We start from the raw sequence: 16,034 nt of genomic DNA on the forward strand, positions 1-16,034 counted from the left end.
GCACTTCGCAGCACACCCGCACGACGCCCTGGTTTCACCCGTTCTTTCATCCATGCGCCGTGGGGAAACTCGCCCGGATCGTTCAGCTGGCCCCACCGCCGCAGGGGTGGATTGCGCATCCCCCGGACGTTGGAGCTTTTTCCTTGACTTTCCCGGCCGCAAAACACCATATAGTCAATTTTACAGCTTTTTCTTCGCTCATAAGGGGCCACCCCGTCCATCCCCCCGGTGGACGGCACCGGATTTCCAGACGACCCAATCAGGACAAGAGGAGCCGCACATGACGTTTCAGGAACTGATTCTTGCCTTGAACAAGTTCTGGTCCGACCGGGGTTGCGTCATCCAGCAGCCCTACGACCTGGAGGTGGGCGCGGGCACCTTCAACCCGGCCACCTTCCTGCGCGTGTTGGGCCCCGAACCGTGGAACGTGGCCTACGTGGAACCGTCGCGGCGCCCCACGGACGGCCGCTACGGGGAGAACCCCAACCGCCTCCAGCACTACTACCAGTATCAGGTGATCCTGAAGCCTTCCCCGCCCGACAGCCAGGACCTCTACCTGGAAAGCCTCAAGAGCTTCGGGATCGATCCCCTGGACCACGACATCCGCTTCGTGGAGGATGATTGGGAGTCGCCCACCCTGGGGGCGTCCGGCCTGGGCTGGGAAGTGTGGCTGGACGGCATGGAGATCACCCAGTTCACCTACTTCCAGCAGGTGGGAGGCATCGCCCTGAGCCCGGTGAGCGTGGAGCTGACCTACGGCCTGGAGCGCATCGCCATGTATCTGCAGGGCGTGGACAACGTGTATGATCTCATCTGGTGCGGCAACGTGACCTACGGGGACGTACACCACAAGGGAGAAGTGGAGTGGTCCCACTACAACTTCGAGGCGGCCGACGTGGACATGCTCTTCCAGCTCTTCAACATGTATGAAAAGGAATCCATGCGCATGGCCGACCTGGGGCTGGTGCTCCCCTGCTACGACTACTGCCTGAAATGCTCGCACGTGTTCAATCTGCTGGACGCCCGGGGCGCCATCAGCGTGACGGAACGCACCAACTACATCGCCCGGGTCCGCAATCTGGCCCGGCTGGCGGCTCACGGTTACACGGCCCAGCGGGAAGCCATGGGCTATCCGCTGTTGAAGAAGGCAAAAGGTTAAAGGGGAAAGGCTAAAGGGCAAAGGTTAAAGGTTAAAGGGGAGAGGAAAAAGGGAAAGGGGAGGCAAGCGGGTTCGCAGTATCCCCACACCGAGCCCCTTGCCCCTTGTACCTTTTACCTTGGGCCTTTCACCTTGCACCTTGGGTCACTCACCTCCCACCACTGAGACGAGGACGAATATGGGACAGGAATTCTACCTGGAAATAGGCAGTGAGGAGATACCGGCGGGGTACATCGGCCCGGCGCTGGAAGCCATGGCCCGCCAAATGGTGAACTTTCTCGACGATCACCGCATCGGCCACGGAGAGCCTGTGACCACGGGAACCCCGAGGCGGCTGTGCCTGTGGATTCCCGACGTTGCGGAAAAACAGCAGCCCACCAGCACGGAGATTATCGGCCCGCCCAAATCGGTGGCCTTCGACGAGGCCGGAAACCCCACCAAGGCGGCGGAAGGCTTCGCCCGCAACCAGGGCATCGAGGTGTCCCAGCTCACCATCAAGAGCACGCCCAAGGGCGATTACGTCTGCCTGGTCAAGGAAGAGGCGGGCCTGCCCACCAAGGATTTGCTGGAACGCATGCTTCCGGACTTCGTGGCCCACATCCCCTTTCCCAAGTCCATGCGCTGGGGCGGTCTTTCCGTGACCTTTGCACGCCCGGTCCACTGGATCGTTTGCCTGCTGGGCGACCAGGTGGTGGAGTTCACCTACGGGGATGTGGCCAGCGGAACCCGCTCCTTCGGCCATCGGTTCATGGCGCCGGAATGGATTTCCGTCAGCTCCTTTGCGGAGCACAAGAAGAATCTGGCTGCCCTCAAGGTCATCGTGGACACTGACGAAAGACGCGCCATGATCCTGGAGGGGATCCGCCAAAAGGCCGCCGACGTGGGAGGCGCCGTCCTGGAAGATCCCGATCTGCTGGACGAAGTGACCAACCTGGTGGAATTCCCTTATCCGCTCCTGGGAAGCTTCGAAGAAAAATACCTGGCCCTGCCGCCGGAACTGCTCATTACCGTCATGAAAGAACACCAGCGCTACTTCGCCATCACCGATGCCCAAGGGAACCTGATGCCCCACTTTGTCACCGTGGCCAACACGGTCCCGCGGGATCCCGCGCTGGTGGCTGCGGGCAATGCGCGGGTGGTCCGGGCCCGCCTGGAAGACGCCCGTTTCTACTACGAAGAAGACCAGAAGGTGCGGCTGGAGGACAGGGCCGAGGAACTCAAGAGCGTGGTCTTCCACGCCAAGCTGGGGACCAGCTGGGAGAAGGTGGAACGTTTCACCGCTCTGGCCCAGTGGCTCTGCGAGCGCCTCTGCCGCGAAAAGCAAGACCTGGTGGCCCGGGCCGCCTACCTGTGCAAGGCGGACCTGGTGAGTGGCATGGTGGGCGAATTCCCCGAACTTCAGGGCGTCATGGGGCGCGCCTACGCCCGGTTGCAGGGGGAACCGGAAGAGGTGGCCCAGGCCATCTACGAACACTACCTGCCCAACCGGGCCGGCGGGCCGCTGCCGCAGGGCATGGAAGGCACGATCCTGAGCATCGCCGACAAGATGGACACCATCGTGGGCTGCTTCGGCGTGGGGCTACTTCCCACGGGCACGGCCGATCCCTTTGCCCTCCGACGCCAGACCCTGGGCATCATCCGTATCGTGCTGGAAAAGAATCTGCGTTTTTCCCTGGGTGAACTCATTGACCAGGCCATTCCGCTTCTCAAGGAGAAGATGACCGAGCCCGAAACCACTGTGAAGGCCGGTGTCCTGGACTTCTTCCGCGGCCGGCTCCATCACCACCTGGTATCCCAGGAAAGGTTGCGTCCGGATATCGTGGAGGCGGCCCTCTCCGCGGGCATCGACGACCTGGTGGACGCCGTGGCGCGCGTGCGGGCGCTGGCCGCCTTCACGCAGCGGCCCGACTTCGAAAGCCTGGCCACCGCGTTCAAGCGCGTGGGCAACATCATCAAGGACGGCGAAAAAGCACCCGTGGAACCGGATGCCTTCCAGGCGGACGTGGAAAAGGCCCTCTACGGGGCCTACAGCGAAGCGGCCGGGCTGGTGGAAGCCCGGGTGGCTTCCGGCGACTACGACGGGGCTCTGGCGGCGGTCGCCGCCTTGCGGGATCCCATCGACGCCTTCTTCGACGGCGTGCTCGTCATGGACAAAGACGAAAAGGTCCGGCGAAACCGGCTGGCCCTGCTCACGGCCATCCACGATCTTTTCCATGGAATTGCGGACTTTCGCAAGGTGCAGACGGCCTGATCGGCCCACAGGGCAGACGTGCGCCACTGGGAGGATCCCACGGTGCTGAAGCCCCGCGGCTACGGTCCAATCTTTTGAGCCCTTAGGGGCGGTTCGCGAACCGCCCCTACACCGACCTTAGAAGATAACTTTCATGGCATCGCACGTGCGTCACGGCGCCGGCCCAAGGGCCCTTAGTTTTCCTAACGATCATGATCGCTCTTGCACCACCCGGCATGAATGGAAGAACCTGGGGCGGTGTAGTCTCTTTTTGTGGGAGCACCGCAAGACGCTATGAGTTCCCGGCCACACCGCCATTGAGTGGCCGGCCAACCGTTTCGCGGCTTTCGCCGCTCCCACATACCCGTCATTTCCATTTGCGTCTATTCGCGTTCATTCGCGGTTCTCTTTCACATCAAGGAGGGACCACAGCCATGCAACGATTCCGACCTGTCGCCTGTTTCCTGTTGGCGATCGTCCTGGTGGCCGGCCTCACCGCTTGCCAGACCCCGGCCGGCCGCAGCGCCGGCCAGGTGCTGGACGACGCCACCATCACGGCCAAGGTGAAAGCCAAGCTTCTGGACGACCCGCTGGTGAGCGGCCTGGCCATCGATGTGGACACCTTCCAGGGGGAAGTGACGCTCACGGGTGTGGTCAACTCTCCCAAAGCCCGCATCCGTGCCGAAGATCTGGCCAGAAAGACACGAGGCGTCCGTTCGGTGCGCAATCTGCTGCGCATCCAACCGTGAGAAGCGGATGAAGGATTAAAAGATTAAACATCCGAGAAGCGATGTTGGAAAGGCACCACCCGTAGGCAAGGGGGTGCCTTTTTTCATGCGGAAATCTTTTCGGCGGGCTGCACCAGGTGGAGGGTCCTTCGGATGCTCGGCAGCAGCGCCAGGGTGGCGACCAGAACAACCATTCCGCTCACCGCGAAGACCCCCCGGTAGCCCACGTGGGGCATCAGAAGTCCCGCGCCGTAGTTCCCCGCAAAGACCCCAACGGTGCGCACCGCATAAACCACCGCCGAATGGCCCCCCAGCCGTCCCGCCGGGAAGAAGGCCGCCGTCATGATGCTCATGGCCAGCATGACGGGGACATCCCCCAGGGTATGAAAGATCCGGACCAGAATCATCTGGGAAAGGCCGCCCGCAAAGCCCGTCAGCACCTGGAAGACCGAAGAAATCATCAACCCCAGGGCCAACAGCCGGATCACGCTCTGGCGCACGTCGAACCGATGCCCCAATCCGGGCGACACCAACGCCATCCAGACGCCGATGGCCAGGAAACACCAGCCGATCTGGGCATTGGTGAATCCCAGGCCCTTCTTCATGAGAAGCGTAAAGGCGGTGTGTTCCACTCCCAGGTGGGATGCGTAGATGACCCAGATGAGGAGGAACAGGAGGGCGCGGGGCTGTTTGAGGTCCTCCCTGTAGTCCTTGATCCCGAAGTGGATGGGCTCACTGTCCTCCAAGAGAAGCACGATCACCAGGAGCGCCACCGCTCCCACCACGGCGAAGCGAAGCATCCGGACGTAATCCATTTCCCCCCAGACCGTTCCGGCCAGCAGCGGGCCCATTCCGAACCCCAGGAAGGTGCCCATCTGGAAGATCGCGATCTTCAGTCCGCGGTGAGAGGGCTTGATGACCTTGAGAAAAAGGGCCTGCAACACGATCTGAAAGATCGCCCACGCGATCCCTCCCAGGCAGGCCATCACCAGGAAGGCGGCGGTGGTCCGGGCCACCCGCAACCCCAGGAGATGGAAAAGCAGCAAGACCGCCCCCGCCATCAGCACCTTTCTGGGGCTCACCCTGTCGGACAAAACCCCCAGAGGAAGCATCAAAAGGAGAGCGGAAATGGAATAGGAACCCATGATGGTTCCGATCATGGAATCGGAAATCCCCACCTCCTGCAGGTGGACGGGCAGGAAGGAAAGGGTCATCCACAGCACGGTCACGAACGTGAATCCGCACAGGGGGAAGGTGATGAGGCGCATGGGAAACGGGATTACCCGGGGAATCACAAGGGTCAGCTTCATATTATCGGCTCCAATCGCGGTGCACGCAAGACCTCCCACAAGGCAGAGGCGTATACTACAGCGCCCGCCGGGCAATGCAAGGTCATTGTTTCCATTCTTTCGTCTTGTTGCCGGCATGGGAAGGACTTAATATGAAAGAACTGTACTTTCGGTATCTTGCAGGAGCATCGGGAGCTCCAATCAACACCTAACAGGTGCGGCATCACCTGTGGGAGCACCATCACCTGTGGGAGCGGCGAAAGCCGCGAAAGGGATGGCCAGCCGTTCCGTGGCGTTGCGGCCACCACCCCATCGCGCCTTGCGGCGCTCCCACAAAGACTCCTTGCCCGGCCGGTTCTTTCATCTGTGCGGGGTGGCGCAAGGGGGACCATGACCGTTAATATGAAGGGGTCAGCAGGAAAATCGAGTCTTCAACCCGGGAGGTTTGACATGAAGCGTTCTCTTTCTCTTGTTGCTGTCCTTTTGGTGGTCTTCATGCTTGTGAGTGCATGCGCCGGTCCGCGCAACCGCACGGAAAAGGGCGCCATGATCGGCACCGGCGTGGGCGCCGCCACGGGTGCGGTGCTGGGCCAGGCCATCGGCCGCAACACGGAATCCACCCTGATCGGCGCGGCGGCGGGCGCCCTGGTGGGCGGGATCGCCGGCGGGATGATTGGAAACTACATGGATCGCCAAGAACAGGAAATGCGCCAAGCCTTGGCCGGCGTGGAGGCGGCGAGCATCCAGCGGGATCAGAATGTGCTGGCCGTCACCTTCCGATCGGACGTCCTTTTCGACTTTGATTCGGCCGTCCTGAAGCCCGGCGCCTACGATGAGATTGACCGGGTGGCCGGGGTACTCAACAACTACCCCCAGACCTGGATCCGGGTGGAAGGTCACACCGACAGCACGGGTTCGGAAACCTACAACCAGCAGCTGTCCGAACGGCGCGCCATGGCCGTCAAGAACGCCTTGGTGGCCCGCGGGGTGGATCCGGCCAGGATCGATGTGGTCGGCTACGGCGAATCCAAGCCCATCGCCACCAATGCCACGGAAGCCGGACGGCAGTTGAACCGGCGGGTCAACATCGTGATCACCCCGGTTCAGGGCTAGGAGCCTGTCCGACAACGTCGCGGACGATCTCTTTGCTCGTAGCGCAGCCCTTGAGGGCTGCGGAGGAACCCCCGGTCGTCGGATAGGCCTCGCATCCGGCCTGTGACTTCAAGGGGTTCCGATGGCTCTTTCCGCGGGGCTGAAGCCCCGCGGCTACAAAGTGATGGGACATTCCCGGCCTCCTGAGCCGGAAAAACATTCTCGGACCGGCTCCTAGGAGGCTGTCCGAGAACTCCGCAAACCGTCACTCCCGCGCAAGCGGGAGTCCATAGGTTCCCGGAAATCCTGGATCCCCGCTTTTGCGGGGATGACGAATGGGCGTTAAACGGCGCAAATCTGCCGTTCTCAGACATGCTCCCAGGAGCCGGGTATATATAAGATATAGCGATGTCCGTTCGGTACGCCCGGGCTTTAGGGGCGAAGGATCCTTCGCCCCTACCTGCATTTCTGGACATACGATCCCACACTCCCGTCCTTTGTATTTAAGTCTATTGGCGTTCATTCGCGGTTCTCGTTCACATTGGATGGCTGTGTCGGCGGTAGGCGCGGGCCCTTGCGCACCTATGTCTTTTCGGGCCGGGCGTGGTCCTTTTCTCGGGACCGGCCCCGCCGCGCCCATTCGTAGAGGGCCACGGCCACCGCCGTTGCGGCATTGAGGGATTCCACCCGGTCGGTCATGGGAATGGACAGCGCGCTTTTCCTCCATGCGGCGGGAAGCCCCGGGCCCTCCACCCCGGGAAGAAAGGCGAAGGTTTCCGGAAAGACGGCGCGATCCAAGGGCCGCCCCCCCTGGGACAAGGGGATGAGGGGAAGATCCGCGGGAAGGTCCTTGATGCCGGGCCCACGAAAAAGACGCAAATCCAGGGCGGCTCCCGCGGACGCTCGGAGCGCCTTGGGATGGAACGGACTGGCCCCCTCTTCCAGGATCACCACAGCGTCCACCCCGAAGGCGGCCGCGCTCCGCAGTACCGCCCCCACATTTTCCGGGTCCTGAAAGGGCACCAGGAGCGTGACGGGGGCAGGAAGACCCGATCCCGGGTCCCAGGGTTCCAACGCAGGCACGGAGATTTCCAGCAGAGGCGCCTCGGTGCCGAAAACATCCAATTGGCGAAAGAGAATCTTCTCCAGTTCGATCCACAGGGCGGCATCCGAAAGACCTTCAGGAGGCGGCGGCCCTCCCGGCCAGGACACCCAGGCGCGAACCCTTTCCGCATGGCGCCGGATCACATCCCGCACCACTTTCTCCCCGCACACCAGCGCAGCCCCCTCCTTGCGCACACCCTTGGCCGTGAGAATCTTCTTCAGTCTCTTGAAATGGGCATTGGCGGTGCTGGACACCACCTTCCGGCGGCCGGCCGCGTCAAACACCTTCCGGATCTGCGCCGGCCTTTGGGAAACCCGCCGGAAGACCACCAGCCGCCTCTTGTGCTGCGTGCCCGGAATCGTGTAGGCCAGGTCCTCCTTCAGCTCAAAGTGTCCGGTAAAACGCCGGGCGGCGTCGGCCACCTCGTCGTCGCAATGGGGGCCCTTCATGAAAATCGCCAGCCCGTCCCGGCACAGGCACCCTTCGATCCTCGTAAGTGTTTCTCCGATGGTTTCCACCGCCCGGGTGATCACCCCCTTCACCGGTTCATTGAAAGAGGCCGTGATCAGCCCGCCCTCGGTGCGGATACCTTCCAGCTTGAGTTCGTCCAGAACGGTTTGCAGGAAATCCACCCTCTTGGAACGGGCCTCGGCCAGGATCACCTGGAGACGGGGAAAGGCAATCTTGAGCGGGATGCCGGGCATGCCCGGGCCCGTTCCCAGGTCCAGCAAGGGGGACGGCAGGGAAATCAACTGGCCCGGAAGGATGGAATCCGCGTAGAGCTTCTCCACCATGTTTTCGAAATTGTGGATCCGGGTCAGGTTCAGCTCTTCGTTGTACTTTCGGAGCAGTTGGTGGTATGCCCACAGCTGGCGGATTTGCCCGCGATCCAGGGAAATCCCGCACCGATTGAGGATGTCGCCGAGCGGCTCAGGGCCCGGCTTCCGACTTTGGGAGACGCGGTCGGCTTTCTTCATTCACCTGTTCCTTTGTTTGCCGAGCGCCCGAACCGCCTTCGGCCTTTCAGGAGTCGACGTCATGGGGCAAGAAGAACCCAGGATCTTTTTCCACCCCGCCTGGCCGGTTCTCTACGAAGACAATCACATCCTCGGCGTATATAAGCCGGCGGGTCTTCTGGTTCAAGGAGATCGTACCGGGGATCCCTGTCTCTTGGAACTGGCCAGGCGCTGGATCAAGGAAGAGTACGGGAAGCCGGGAAACGTCTTCCTGGGCCTGGTCCACCGCCTCGACCGTCCCGTCTCCGGGGTCCTGGTCTTCGCCCGCACCAGCAAGGCCGCTTCCCGCCTGAGCCGGTCCTTTCGGGAACGGGAGACCGTCAAGGAATACCTGGCGGTGGTGGAAGGCCGTCCGAAGGATCCGGAGGCGACGATCGTCCATCACGTGCACCGGGTGCCCGGAGGGTCCACGCGCGTAACCGCGGGCACGCACCCCGCGGCCCAGCGCGCAAGCCTCAGCTACCGGGTCCTGGAAACGGGGGGATCCCGGTCCCTCTTGTTCGTGCGACTCGACACGGGACGAAAACACCAGATCCGGGTGCAGCTGGCCGCCCTGGGATGCCCCATCGCCGGGGACCTCCGCTACGGAGCCTCCAAGCCCTTGGCCAACCAGCAGATCGCCCTCCATGCCCGGCGGATTTGCTTCCCCCACCCCACGCGAGCGTCCATGGTGGAGATCGTCTGCCCGGTGCCCCGGCAGTGGCCCTGGGACGAGCCGCACATCCTGGAGGCCTCCCCTGCGAACATCCTTCGCCCCCTTTGGGCATGGGCCGATTATGAAAAATCCCCGCATCTTTCCCAAGTCTTGTAACCCCGGCATTCTTGTGAAAAAATGATATGTGAATGAAATTGTCTTTTCCCATTCCTTCAACCCACCTACATGCCAGGGAGGTGCCTCATGGCGGAATTGATGGATGTCATACGGTCCCGAAGAAGCATCCGAAACTTCGAAGACAAGGACGTCCCGGACGATCTTCTCAACCAGCTTCTGGATGCCGTGAAATGGTCCCAATCCTGGGCCAACACCCAGTGCTGGGAAGTGATCGTCGTACGCGATCCGGACACCAAGGCCAAGCTCCAGGAAACCATGGGCAAAGGGAATCCCGCCACCAAGGCCATCGTGGCGGCCCCGGTGGTTTTGGCCCTCTGCGGCAAACTCCAAACGTCCGGCTACTACAAGGGGCAGGTGACCACCAAGTTCGGAGACTGGTTCCTGTTCGACCTGGGCATCGCCACGCAGAACATCTGCCTGGCCGCCACGGACCTGGGGCTGGGCACGGTCGTGGTGGGCCTCTTCGACCAGGACAAGGCCAAGGAGATCCTGGGGGTTCCCGAAGGCTACGAACTGGCGGTGCTCCTTCCCATCGGTTACCCTTCCAAGGTGCCTTCGGCGCCCAAGAGGCGGGAAGTGGAAGAATTCACCCACTACGAGAAGTTCTGACGCGAAAACCGGGCCCCGACCCCTGTCGGGCCCCGGTTTTTCCATTCAAACTCAATTGGACATGGACTGCCACTTTCTCTAGAATCCGCCCGTTTTGACTTTGAGATACACTGTTTGAACACCCGATCCTTCGTTCTTGCGCGCTGTGGGATCCGTCCAAGCCCAAACGGACCCTCGGTGCCCGCTGTGTCATCCTTTTCGGGAACGCCCCGGCCGATGCACGGCCGCGCTCCCGCGGTGGGAGCAACGGAAACGGCCGGGAAACCAGCCTTACCACCACAAAGGAGGGACCGATGAAGTCAGGAAAATTCACAGGTGCGTTGCGAGGGGTCCTGGTGCTTGCCCTGGCCGCGGTGCTGTTTGCGCCGGCCTTGGCCCATGCCGTGACCAAGATCACGTTCTGGCATGCCATGAGCGGCAAACGGCTGCCAGCGGTGGAGCGCATCGTCAACGGCTTCAACGAGGCCCATCCCGACATCCAGGTGGAAGCCCAGTTCATGGGCTCCTACAAAGAGGTTTTGGCCAAGACCATCGCGGCCGTGAAGGCGGGAAACCCTCCCCACTTGGCCCAAGTCTACGAAGTGGGGCTCCAGACCATGCTGGACAGCGGCGTGATCGTCCCCGTCCACACCCTTTTTGAAGAAGGAGAGGTGGATTTCGGGGATGTGGTGGGCCCCATCCTGGACTATTACTCCGTGGACGGGAAACTCTATTCCATGCCGTTCAACTCCTCCACCGCCATCCTCTACTACAACAAGGACCTTTTCAAAAAAGCCGGCCTGGATCCCAACCGGCCGCCCACCACCTATAAGGAACTGGAGGAGATGGGCAAGAAGCTCGTGGAATCCGGGGTGGTTCCCAACGCCTTTTCCACCGGCTGGCCGTCCTGGGTTTTCGAGCAGGCCCACGCCTACCACAACCAGTTCTTCGCCAACAATGAAAACGGCCGCAAGGGGCGGGCCACCGAGGTTCTCTTCAACGGCCCGTTCGGCGTCAAGTACCTGGAAACCATGTCCCGCATGGCCAAGGAAAAGGTCTACATCTACGGGGGCCGGGAGTATTCGCCCAACAAGGCGTTTCTCGCCCAGCAGATCGCCATGCTGATCCAGTCCACGTCTTCGGTGGGCTCCATTGAGGCGGCCACGGAAGGGAAATTCGAGGTGGGCACCACGTTCCTGCCGCGCTTCGAAGGGTATCCGAGGGGCAATTCGGTGATCGGGGGCGCCACCCTGTGGGTTCTCAAGGGCCACAGCGACGAGGAATACAAGGCGGTCAAGGAATTCCTCAAGTGGATCATCCGCCCGGAAGTCACCGCCCAATGGCACAAGGACACCGGCTACTTTCCGGCCACCAACAGCTCCCTCAAGCTCCTCATGGACGAGGGATGGTTCTCCAACCATCCCAACCACCTGACCGCCTTCCTGCAGGTGCTTTCCGGGGTGAAGACGCCCATGAGCCAGGGGGTGCGGTTGGGCAACTTCGTGGAGATCCGGAACATCGTTCAGACGGCGCTGGAAAACTGCTTTGCCGGCAAGACGGATCCCAAGACGGCTCTGGACGAAGCCGCCCAGGAAGCCAACCGGGTTCTCAAGGAGTATTCGGAACTTTACAAGTAGCTTCTCCTTAGCGCGAGGGCCGGGGCGAGGCCCCGGCCCTTTTCAACCATCCCGAAGGACACCCATGGAAAGTCGCTTTCCCAACAAGATTCTTCCCTATCTGCTGGTGATGCCGTCGTTGCTGGTGGTCCTCGTCTTTCTCATCGTCCCGTCCATCCAGTCCTTTTACCTCAGCCTCTTTAGGGTGTCGCCCTTTGGAAACGTGCTCATCTTCAAGGGGCTTCAAAACTTCATCCATCTCTTTCAGGACCCCGCCTACTTGAACAGCCTGATCCGGAGCTTCTTCTTCACGGGCTTCATCGTGGTGGTGGGTCTGAGCATCTCCCTGGGCCTGGCTGTGCTGGCCAACCTGCCCCTGGCCGGAGTGGACATCTACCGCACGGCCCTCATTTGGCCCTTCGCCCTCTCCCCGGCCGTGGCCGGCACCATCTGGGCCCTGCTGGTGGACCCGTCCACCGGACCCATCACCTATTTCGTACAACTGGCCACCGGCTTGCGGCTCAACTGGATGACCAACGGCGACCTGGCTTTGCTCATCGTCACCGTCGCCGCCACATGGAAAATGCTGGGCTACAACGTCATCTTCTTTCTGGCAGGGCTTCAGAACGTTCCCAAGGAATTGCTGGAAGCCGCCCATATGGACGGGGCCGGATCCTTTCGGCGTTTCTGGAACGTGACCTTCCCCCTGCTCTCGCCCACCACCTTCTTTCTTTTCATCATGAATTCCTTGTACGGATTCTTTGAGGTCTTCGGGCTCATCGACGTGATGACCAAAGGCGGACCCGGGAAAGCCACGGACCTTCTGGTCTACAAGCTCTACGAAGACGGCTTCGTCAACTTCCGCACCGGCTACGCCTCGGCCCAGTCCATCGTGCTCTTCGTCTTCGTGGCCATCCTGACCATTCTCCAGTTCCGTTTCGCCGGAAAAAAGGTCTTCTACCGTTAGAGGGGGCGGCTTCCGTCATGCAGATCACCCGAACACAAAGCGTCCTGGCTCACGTCACGCTGATCGTGAGCATCCTTGTGATTGCGTTTCCCGTCTTTTTCGCTTTGATCACCAGCACCCATTCCTTCCAGGAATCCTTTTCCTTTCCGCCCAAGTTCCACGTGGGCTCCCATCTTCTGGAAAACTACCGGACCGCCTGGGAACGGGTGAACCTGGGAAGGCTTCTTTTCAACAGTACCCTCATCTCCGTGGCGGTATCCGCAGGAAAGATCCTCCTCAGTCTTCTGGCAGCCTTCGCCTTCACCTATTTCGGAGATTTCCGGGGCAAGACGACCTTCTTCATCCTGATCCTCATCACCCACATGCTGCCCCTGCCCATCCGGATCGTGCCCACCTTCGAACTGGTGGAAGACTTCGGCTGGATGAACACCTACTACGCGCTCACCATCCCCTTTTTCGCCAGCGCCACGGGCACGCTCCTTTTCCGCCAGTTTTTCCTCACCGTCCCCAACGATCTGGCGGACGCGGCCCGCATGGACGGTGCGGGCCCCATGAAGTTCCTGTGGAAGATCCTGGTGCCGCTTTCCAAGACCAACATGCTGGCGCTTTTCATGATTGAATTCATCTACATGTGGAACCAGTACCTGTGGCCGCTCATCGTCACGCACACGGACGACATGCGCGTGGTGCAGATCGGATTGAAGATGCTGCTGGCCGGCGAAGAACAGGCGGCCGAGTGGAACGTGATCATGGCCGGCACCATTCTGGCGATGCTTCCCCCGCTCATCATCCTGCTCATCCTGCAGGGGAGCTTCGTCAAGGGCTTCGCCATGCGCCAGGAAAAATAGGATTATAGTGCGATTTCCAAGGAGACCGGCAGGCAACCATGGCAGAAATCAAACTGGATCAGGTCAACAAACGATTCAAGAAGAATTGGGTGGTGCGGGACTTCACCCTGACCGTGGCCGACAAGGAGTTCGTGGTGCTGGTGGGCCCGTCGGGATGCGGCAAATCCACCACACTGCGCATGATCGCAGGACTCGAAGAGGTGACCAGTGGCGAGATCTCCATCGGAGGGCGGGTGGTGAACCATGTGCCGCCCAAAGACCGGGACATCGCCATGGTCTTCCAGAGCTACGCCCTCTACCCCCACATGAACGTCTACAAGAACATGGCCTTCGGGCTCATGAACCGGGGCGTCCCAAGAGACGAAATCGACCGGCGGGTGAAACAGGCGGCGGAGATCCTCGGCATCTCGGATCTGCTCCAACGCCGCCCGGCCCAGCTTTCCGGCGGCCAGCGCCAGCGCGTGGCCATGGGCCGCGCCATTGTCCGCGATCCCCAAGCCTTTCTCTTCGATGAGCCTCTGAGCAACCTGGACGCCAAGCTCCGGGTGCAAATGCGGGCCGAGCTGGCCAAGCTCCACGAACGCCTGCAGTCCACCATCGTCTATGTGACCCACGACCAGATCGAAGCCATGACCCTGGCCGACCGGATCGTGGTGATGAAGGACGGCAAGATCATGCAGGTGGGCCCGCCCCTGGAGGTTTACGAACGGCCCGCCAATCGCTTCGTGGCAGGATTCATCGGCAGCCCGTCCATGAACTTCCTGGACGTGCGGCTCGTGGAAGAGGCCGGAGATTTGTGGGTGGACGGAGAGAGCTTTCGACTCAAGGTCCCCCGACATCGCGCTCCCGCCTTCAGGGGCCACGTGAATCGCCCGGTGATCTTCGGCATTCGCCCTGAAGACGTCAAGGAGCGCCCGGGTGATGCTCTGCCGGAAGGGGTCGAGCCCTTGCGGGCGGAAGTGGACGTGCGCGAGCCCATCGGATCGGAGGTCATCATTACGGCCACCGTGGGATCCCACGCCTTCACCGCGCGGATCAGCCCCAATGTGGCGGTGCGCGTTCACGATCCCATCGATCTGGCCGTCAACATGAACAAGATGCACCTTTTTGACCCGGAATCCGAACAGGCCCTGAACGGCCTGTAGATCAGCAAGACAGAAGCGAGAGGATCTTTCGGGCCAGCTCCGCGAAGCCCTCGCCTCCGGTGCTGGGCGTGACATAGGCGGGTAGGTGCTCCATGCGGGAGGCGAACCGGGTGATGTTGGCCACCCCCACGGAAAGGTCAAAGGCGGCGAACATGGGTTCGTCGTTGGGCGAATCGCCGCAGAAGACGGCCCGGCGCCGGATGGTCTCCTCCGGAATTCCAAAGAGTTCCCGGGCAAGAAGCTGCGTGGTCCCCCGCTTGTCGTAATCGCCGAACCAGCCGTTCACGTGGATGGACGACACCTTGCAATGCGCTCCGTGGGTCTCGAAGATCCGAACGATCTCCTCCACCGCCTCCCAGCCCGCGTGCGACACGTCCTCGCAGTAATCCACCGCCAGATCCGCCTCCCGGTAGTGCTGGTCCGAGGCCAGGGCCACCCCGGGAACCCGCGCGCGAATCTCCTCCCACACCGCCTGGAGCCTCCGCCGGTTTTCCCGTCGCTCCGCCTCGTCCGCCAGGTAGCGCTTTCGCAGCTTTCCGGCCTCGGCGTCGTAGAAGAAGTAGAAAGCGCCGTTTTCCCCCACCACGGCGTCCACGGGCCACATGCGCGCGATATGATCGCACCAGCCCGCCGGCCTGCCCGTGATGGGAACGAGCTTCAGGCCCGATTCCTTGAGCGACCACAGGGCCGAATAGGCGCAGGCGGGAATGCGTCCCCGGGTGGTGAAGGTGTCGTCGATATCGAAAAGAACCCCCCACAGGTTCTGCACATCCTGCCTTGCGAGGGATTCCAGGGGCCGCATAACAGTTGAGGATCGACGGGAACCCACGGCCGTCACGACCTTTCCTCTTCCGTCTTGGATACCCCGACCGGTCCGGGCAATCCGGCAACGTCCAGCTGGTCCGGCACTCCCTCGCTGTCGGACGTCAAAAGCTGCACCAACCGCTCGATGGCCCACAGGATCGACTGCACCTCCTCTTCGCCCAGCTGTTGCAGCCGCTCCACGAACGTATCCTGCAGCGGAGTGGGCGCGTTCTTGATGAATTCCACGCCCTCATCGGTGATCTCCACGTGAATCTTTCTTCGGTCCTTGCTCACCCGGGTGCGTCGAACCAGGCTTCTTTTCTCCAGACGATCCACGATGCCCGTCACCGTGCTGCTGTTCAAAAAGACGATCTTGGTGAGCGCTCCCAGCGAAATGGGGCCGTGTTCGTAGATCTCCCGCAGGCAGATGAGCTGGGGCACCGTGATCTTGTAGGTTTCCTGGATGTGCTTGGAATGGATATCCAGCTCGCGGGCGATTTGGCGCAACCTCTTGGTAATGTGCACCACCGTGGGATCAACCATCATTGTTCCTCCGAACTACAAACAAAAATTCTGAAGCCCTCAGGGCTTCCTTGGGTTAAAAGGAATGCAACG

Annotated in this window: 14 protein-coding genes; 10 read left to right on the forward strand and 4 right to left on the reverse strand. The window is 61.4% G+C overall.

The window, feature by feature from the left end; genetic code table 11:
• Positions 1 to 280: 280 nt before the first annotated feature.
• From glyQ to BUB04_RS08605, 3 genes are all read left to right on the forward strand, one after another.
• On the forward strand, positions 281 to 1,159 hold the full coding sequence (gene glyQ, locus BUB04_RS08595; protein WP_073038595.1) for a glycine--tRNA ligase subunit alpha: 879 nt from the start codon (positions 281 to 283) through the stop codon (positions 1,157 to 1,159).
• A 178-nt stretch (positions 1,160 to 1,337) separates the two neighbouring features.
• On the forward strand, positions 1,338 to 3,410 hold the full coding sequence (gene glyS, locus BUB04_RS08600; protein WP_073038596.1) for a glycine--tRNA ligase subunit beta: 2,073 nt from the start codon (positions 1,338 to 1,340) through the stop codon (positions 3,408 to 3,410).
• A gap of 413 nt (positions 3,411 to 3,823) precedes the next feature.
• Positions 3,824 to 4,138 (forward strand): BON domain-containing protein, encoded by a 315-nt coding sequence (locus BUB04_RS08605; RefSeq protein ID WP_073038597.1) that lies wholly within the window; start codon positions 3,824 to 3,826, stop codon positions 4,136 to 4,138.
• Between the two features lie 83 nt (positions 4,139 to 4,221).
• On the opposite strand, the gene BUB04_RS08610 is transcribed toward BUB04_RS08605, so the two are convergent.
• Entirely contained in the window at positions 4,222 to 5,427 is a 1,206-nt protein-coding gene (locus BUB04_RS08610) for an MFS transporter (protein WP_073038598.1), read from the reverse strand.
• A 429-nt stretch (positions 5,428 to 5,856) separates the two neighbouring features.
• On the opposite strand from BUB04_RS08610, the gene BUB04_RS08615 reads away from it, so the two are divergent.
• A complete protein-coding gene (locus BUB04_RS08615; protein ID WP_073038599.1) occupies positions 5,857 to 6,519 on the forward strand; it encodes a YiaD family glycine zipper/OmpA-like lipoprotein in 663 nt (220 codons plus the stop codon).
• A 561-nt stretch (positions 6,520 to 7,080) separates the two neighbouring features.
• Here BUB04_RS08615 and rsmG read toward each other — a convergent pair.
• On the reverse strand, positions 7,081 to 8,580 hold the full coding sequence (gene rsmG, locus BUB04_RS08620; RefSeq protein WP_073038600.1) for a 16S rRNA (guanine(527)-N(7))-methyltransferase RsmG: 1,500 nt from the start codon (positions 8,578 to 8,580) through the stop codon (positions 7,081 to 7,083).
• Positions 8,581 to 8,641: 61 nt separating this feature from the next.
• On the opposite strand from rsmG, the gene BUB04_RS08625 reads away from it, so the two are divergent.
• From BUB04_RS08625 to BUB04_RS08650, 6 genes are all read left to right on the forward strand, one after another.
• On the forward strand, positions 8,642 to 9,430 hold the full coding sequence (locus BUB04_RS08625; protein ID WP_073038601.1) for an RluA family pseudouridine synthase: 789 nt from the start codon (positions 8,642 to 8,644) through the stop codon (positions 9,428 to 9,430).
• 87 nt (positions 9,431 to 9,517) lie between these two features.
• On the forward strand, positions 9,518 to 10,060 hold the full coding sequence (locus tag BUB04_RS08630) for a nitroreductase family protein (protein ID WP_073038602.1): 543 nt from the start codon (positions 9,518 to 9,520) through the stop codon (positions 10,058 to 10,060).
• Between the two features lie 293 nt (positions 10,061 to 10,353).
• Positions 10,354 to 11,676: an ABC transporter substrate-binding protein gene (locus tag BUB04_RS08635; protein ID WP_143156421.1), complete on the forward strand. Its 1,323-nt coding sequence runs from the start codon at positions 10,354 to 10,356 to the stop codon at positions 11,674 to 11,676.
• A gap of 64 nt (positions 11,677 to 11,740) precedes the next feature.
• Entirely contained in the window at positions 11,741 to 12,622 is an 882-nt protein-coding gene (locus tag BUB04_RS08640) for a carbohydrate ABC transporter permease (protein ID WP_073038603.1), read from the forward strand.
• A gap of 17 nt (positions 12,623 to 12,639) precedes the next feature.
• A complete protein-coding gene (locus BUB04_RS08645; protein WP_073038604.1) occupies positions 12,640 to 13,470 on the forward strand; it encodes a carbohydrate ABC transporter permease in 831 nt (276 codons plus the stop codon).
• A 38-nt stretch (positions 13,471 to 13,508) separates the two neighbouring features.
• Positions 13,509 to 14,615, forward strand: coding sequence for an ABC transporter ATP-binding protein (locus tag BUB04_RS08650; RefSeq protein ID WP_073038605.1), 1,107 nt, complete (start codon positions 13,509 to 13,511; stop codon positions 14,613 to 14,615).
• Position 14,616: 1 nt separating this feature from the next.
• Here BUB04_RS08650 and BUB04_RS08655 read toward each other — a convergent pair whose 3' ends face one another.
• Complete coding sequence (locus BUB04_RS08655) at positions 14,617 to 15,417, reverse strand: HAD-IIB family hydrolase (RefSeq protein WP_073038666.1); 801 nt, start codon at positions 15,415 to 15,417, stop codon at positions 14,617 to 14,619.
• Positions 15,418 to 15,449: 32 nt separating this feature from the next.
• Positions 15,450 to 15,965, reverse strand: a complete 516-nt coding sequence (locus tag BUB04_RS08660; protein ID WP_084076322.1) for a MarR family winged helix-turn-helix transcriptional regulator — start codon at positions 15,963 to 15,965, stop codon at positions 15,450 to 15,452.
• Between the last annotated feature and the right edge of the window lie 69 nt (positions 15,966 to 16,034).

It is taken from the genome of Desulfacinum infernum DSM 9756, assembly GCF_900129305.1.
In the GTDB taxonomy this organism is placed as follows: Bacteria; Desulfobacterota; Syntrophobacteria; order Syntrophobacterales; family DSM-9756; genus Desulfacinum; species Desulfacinum infernum.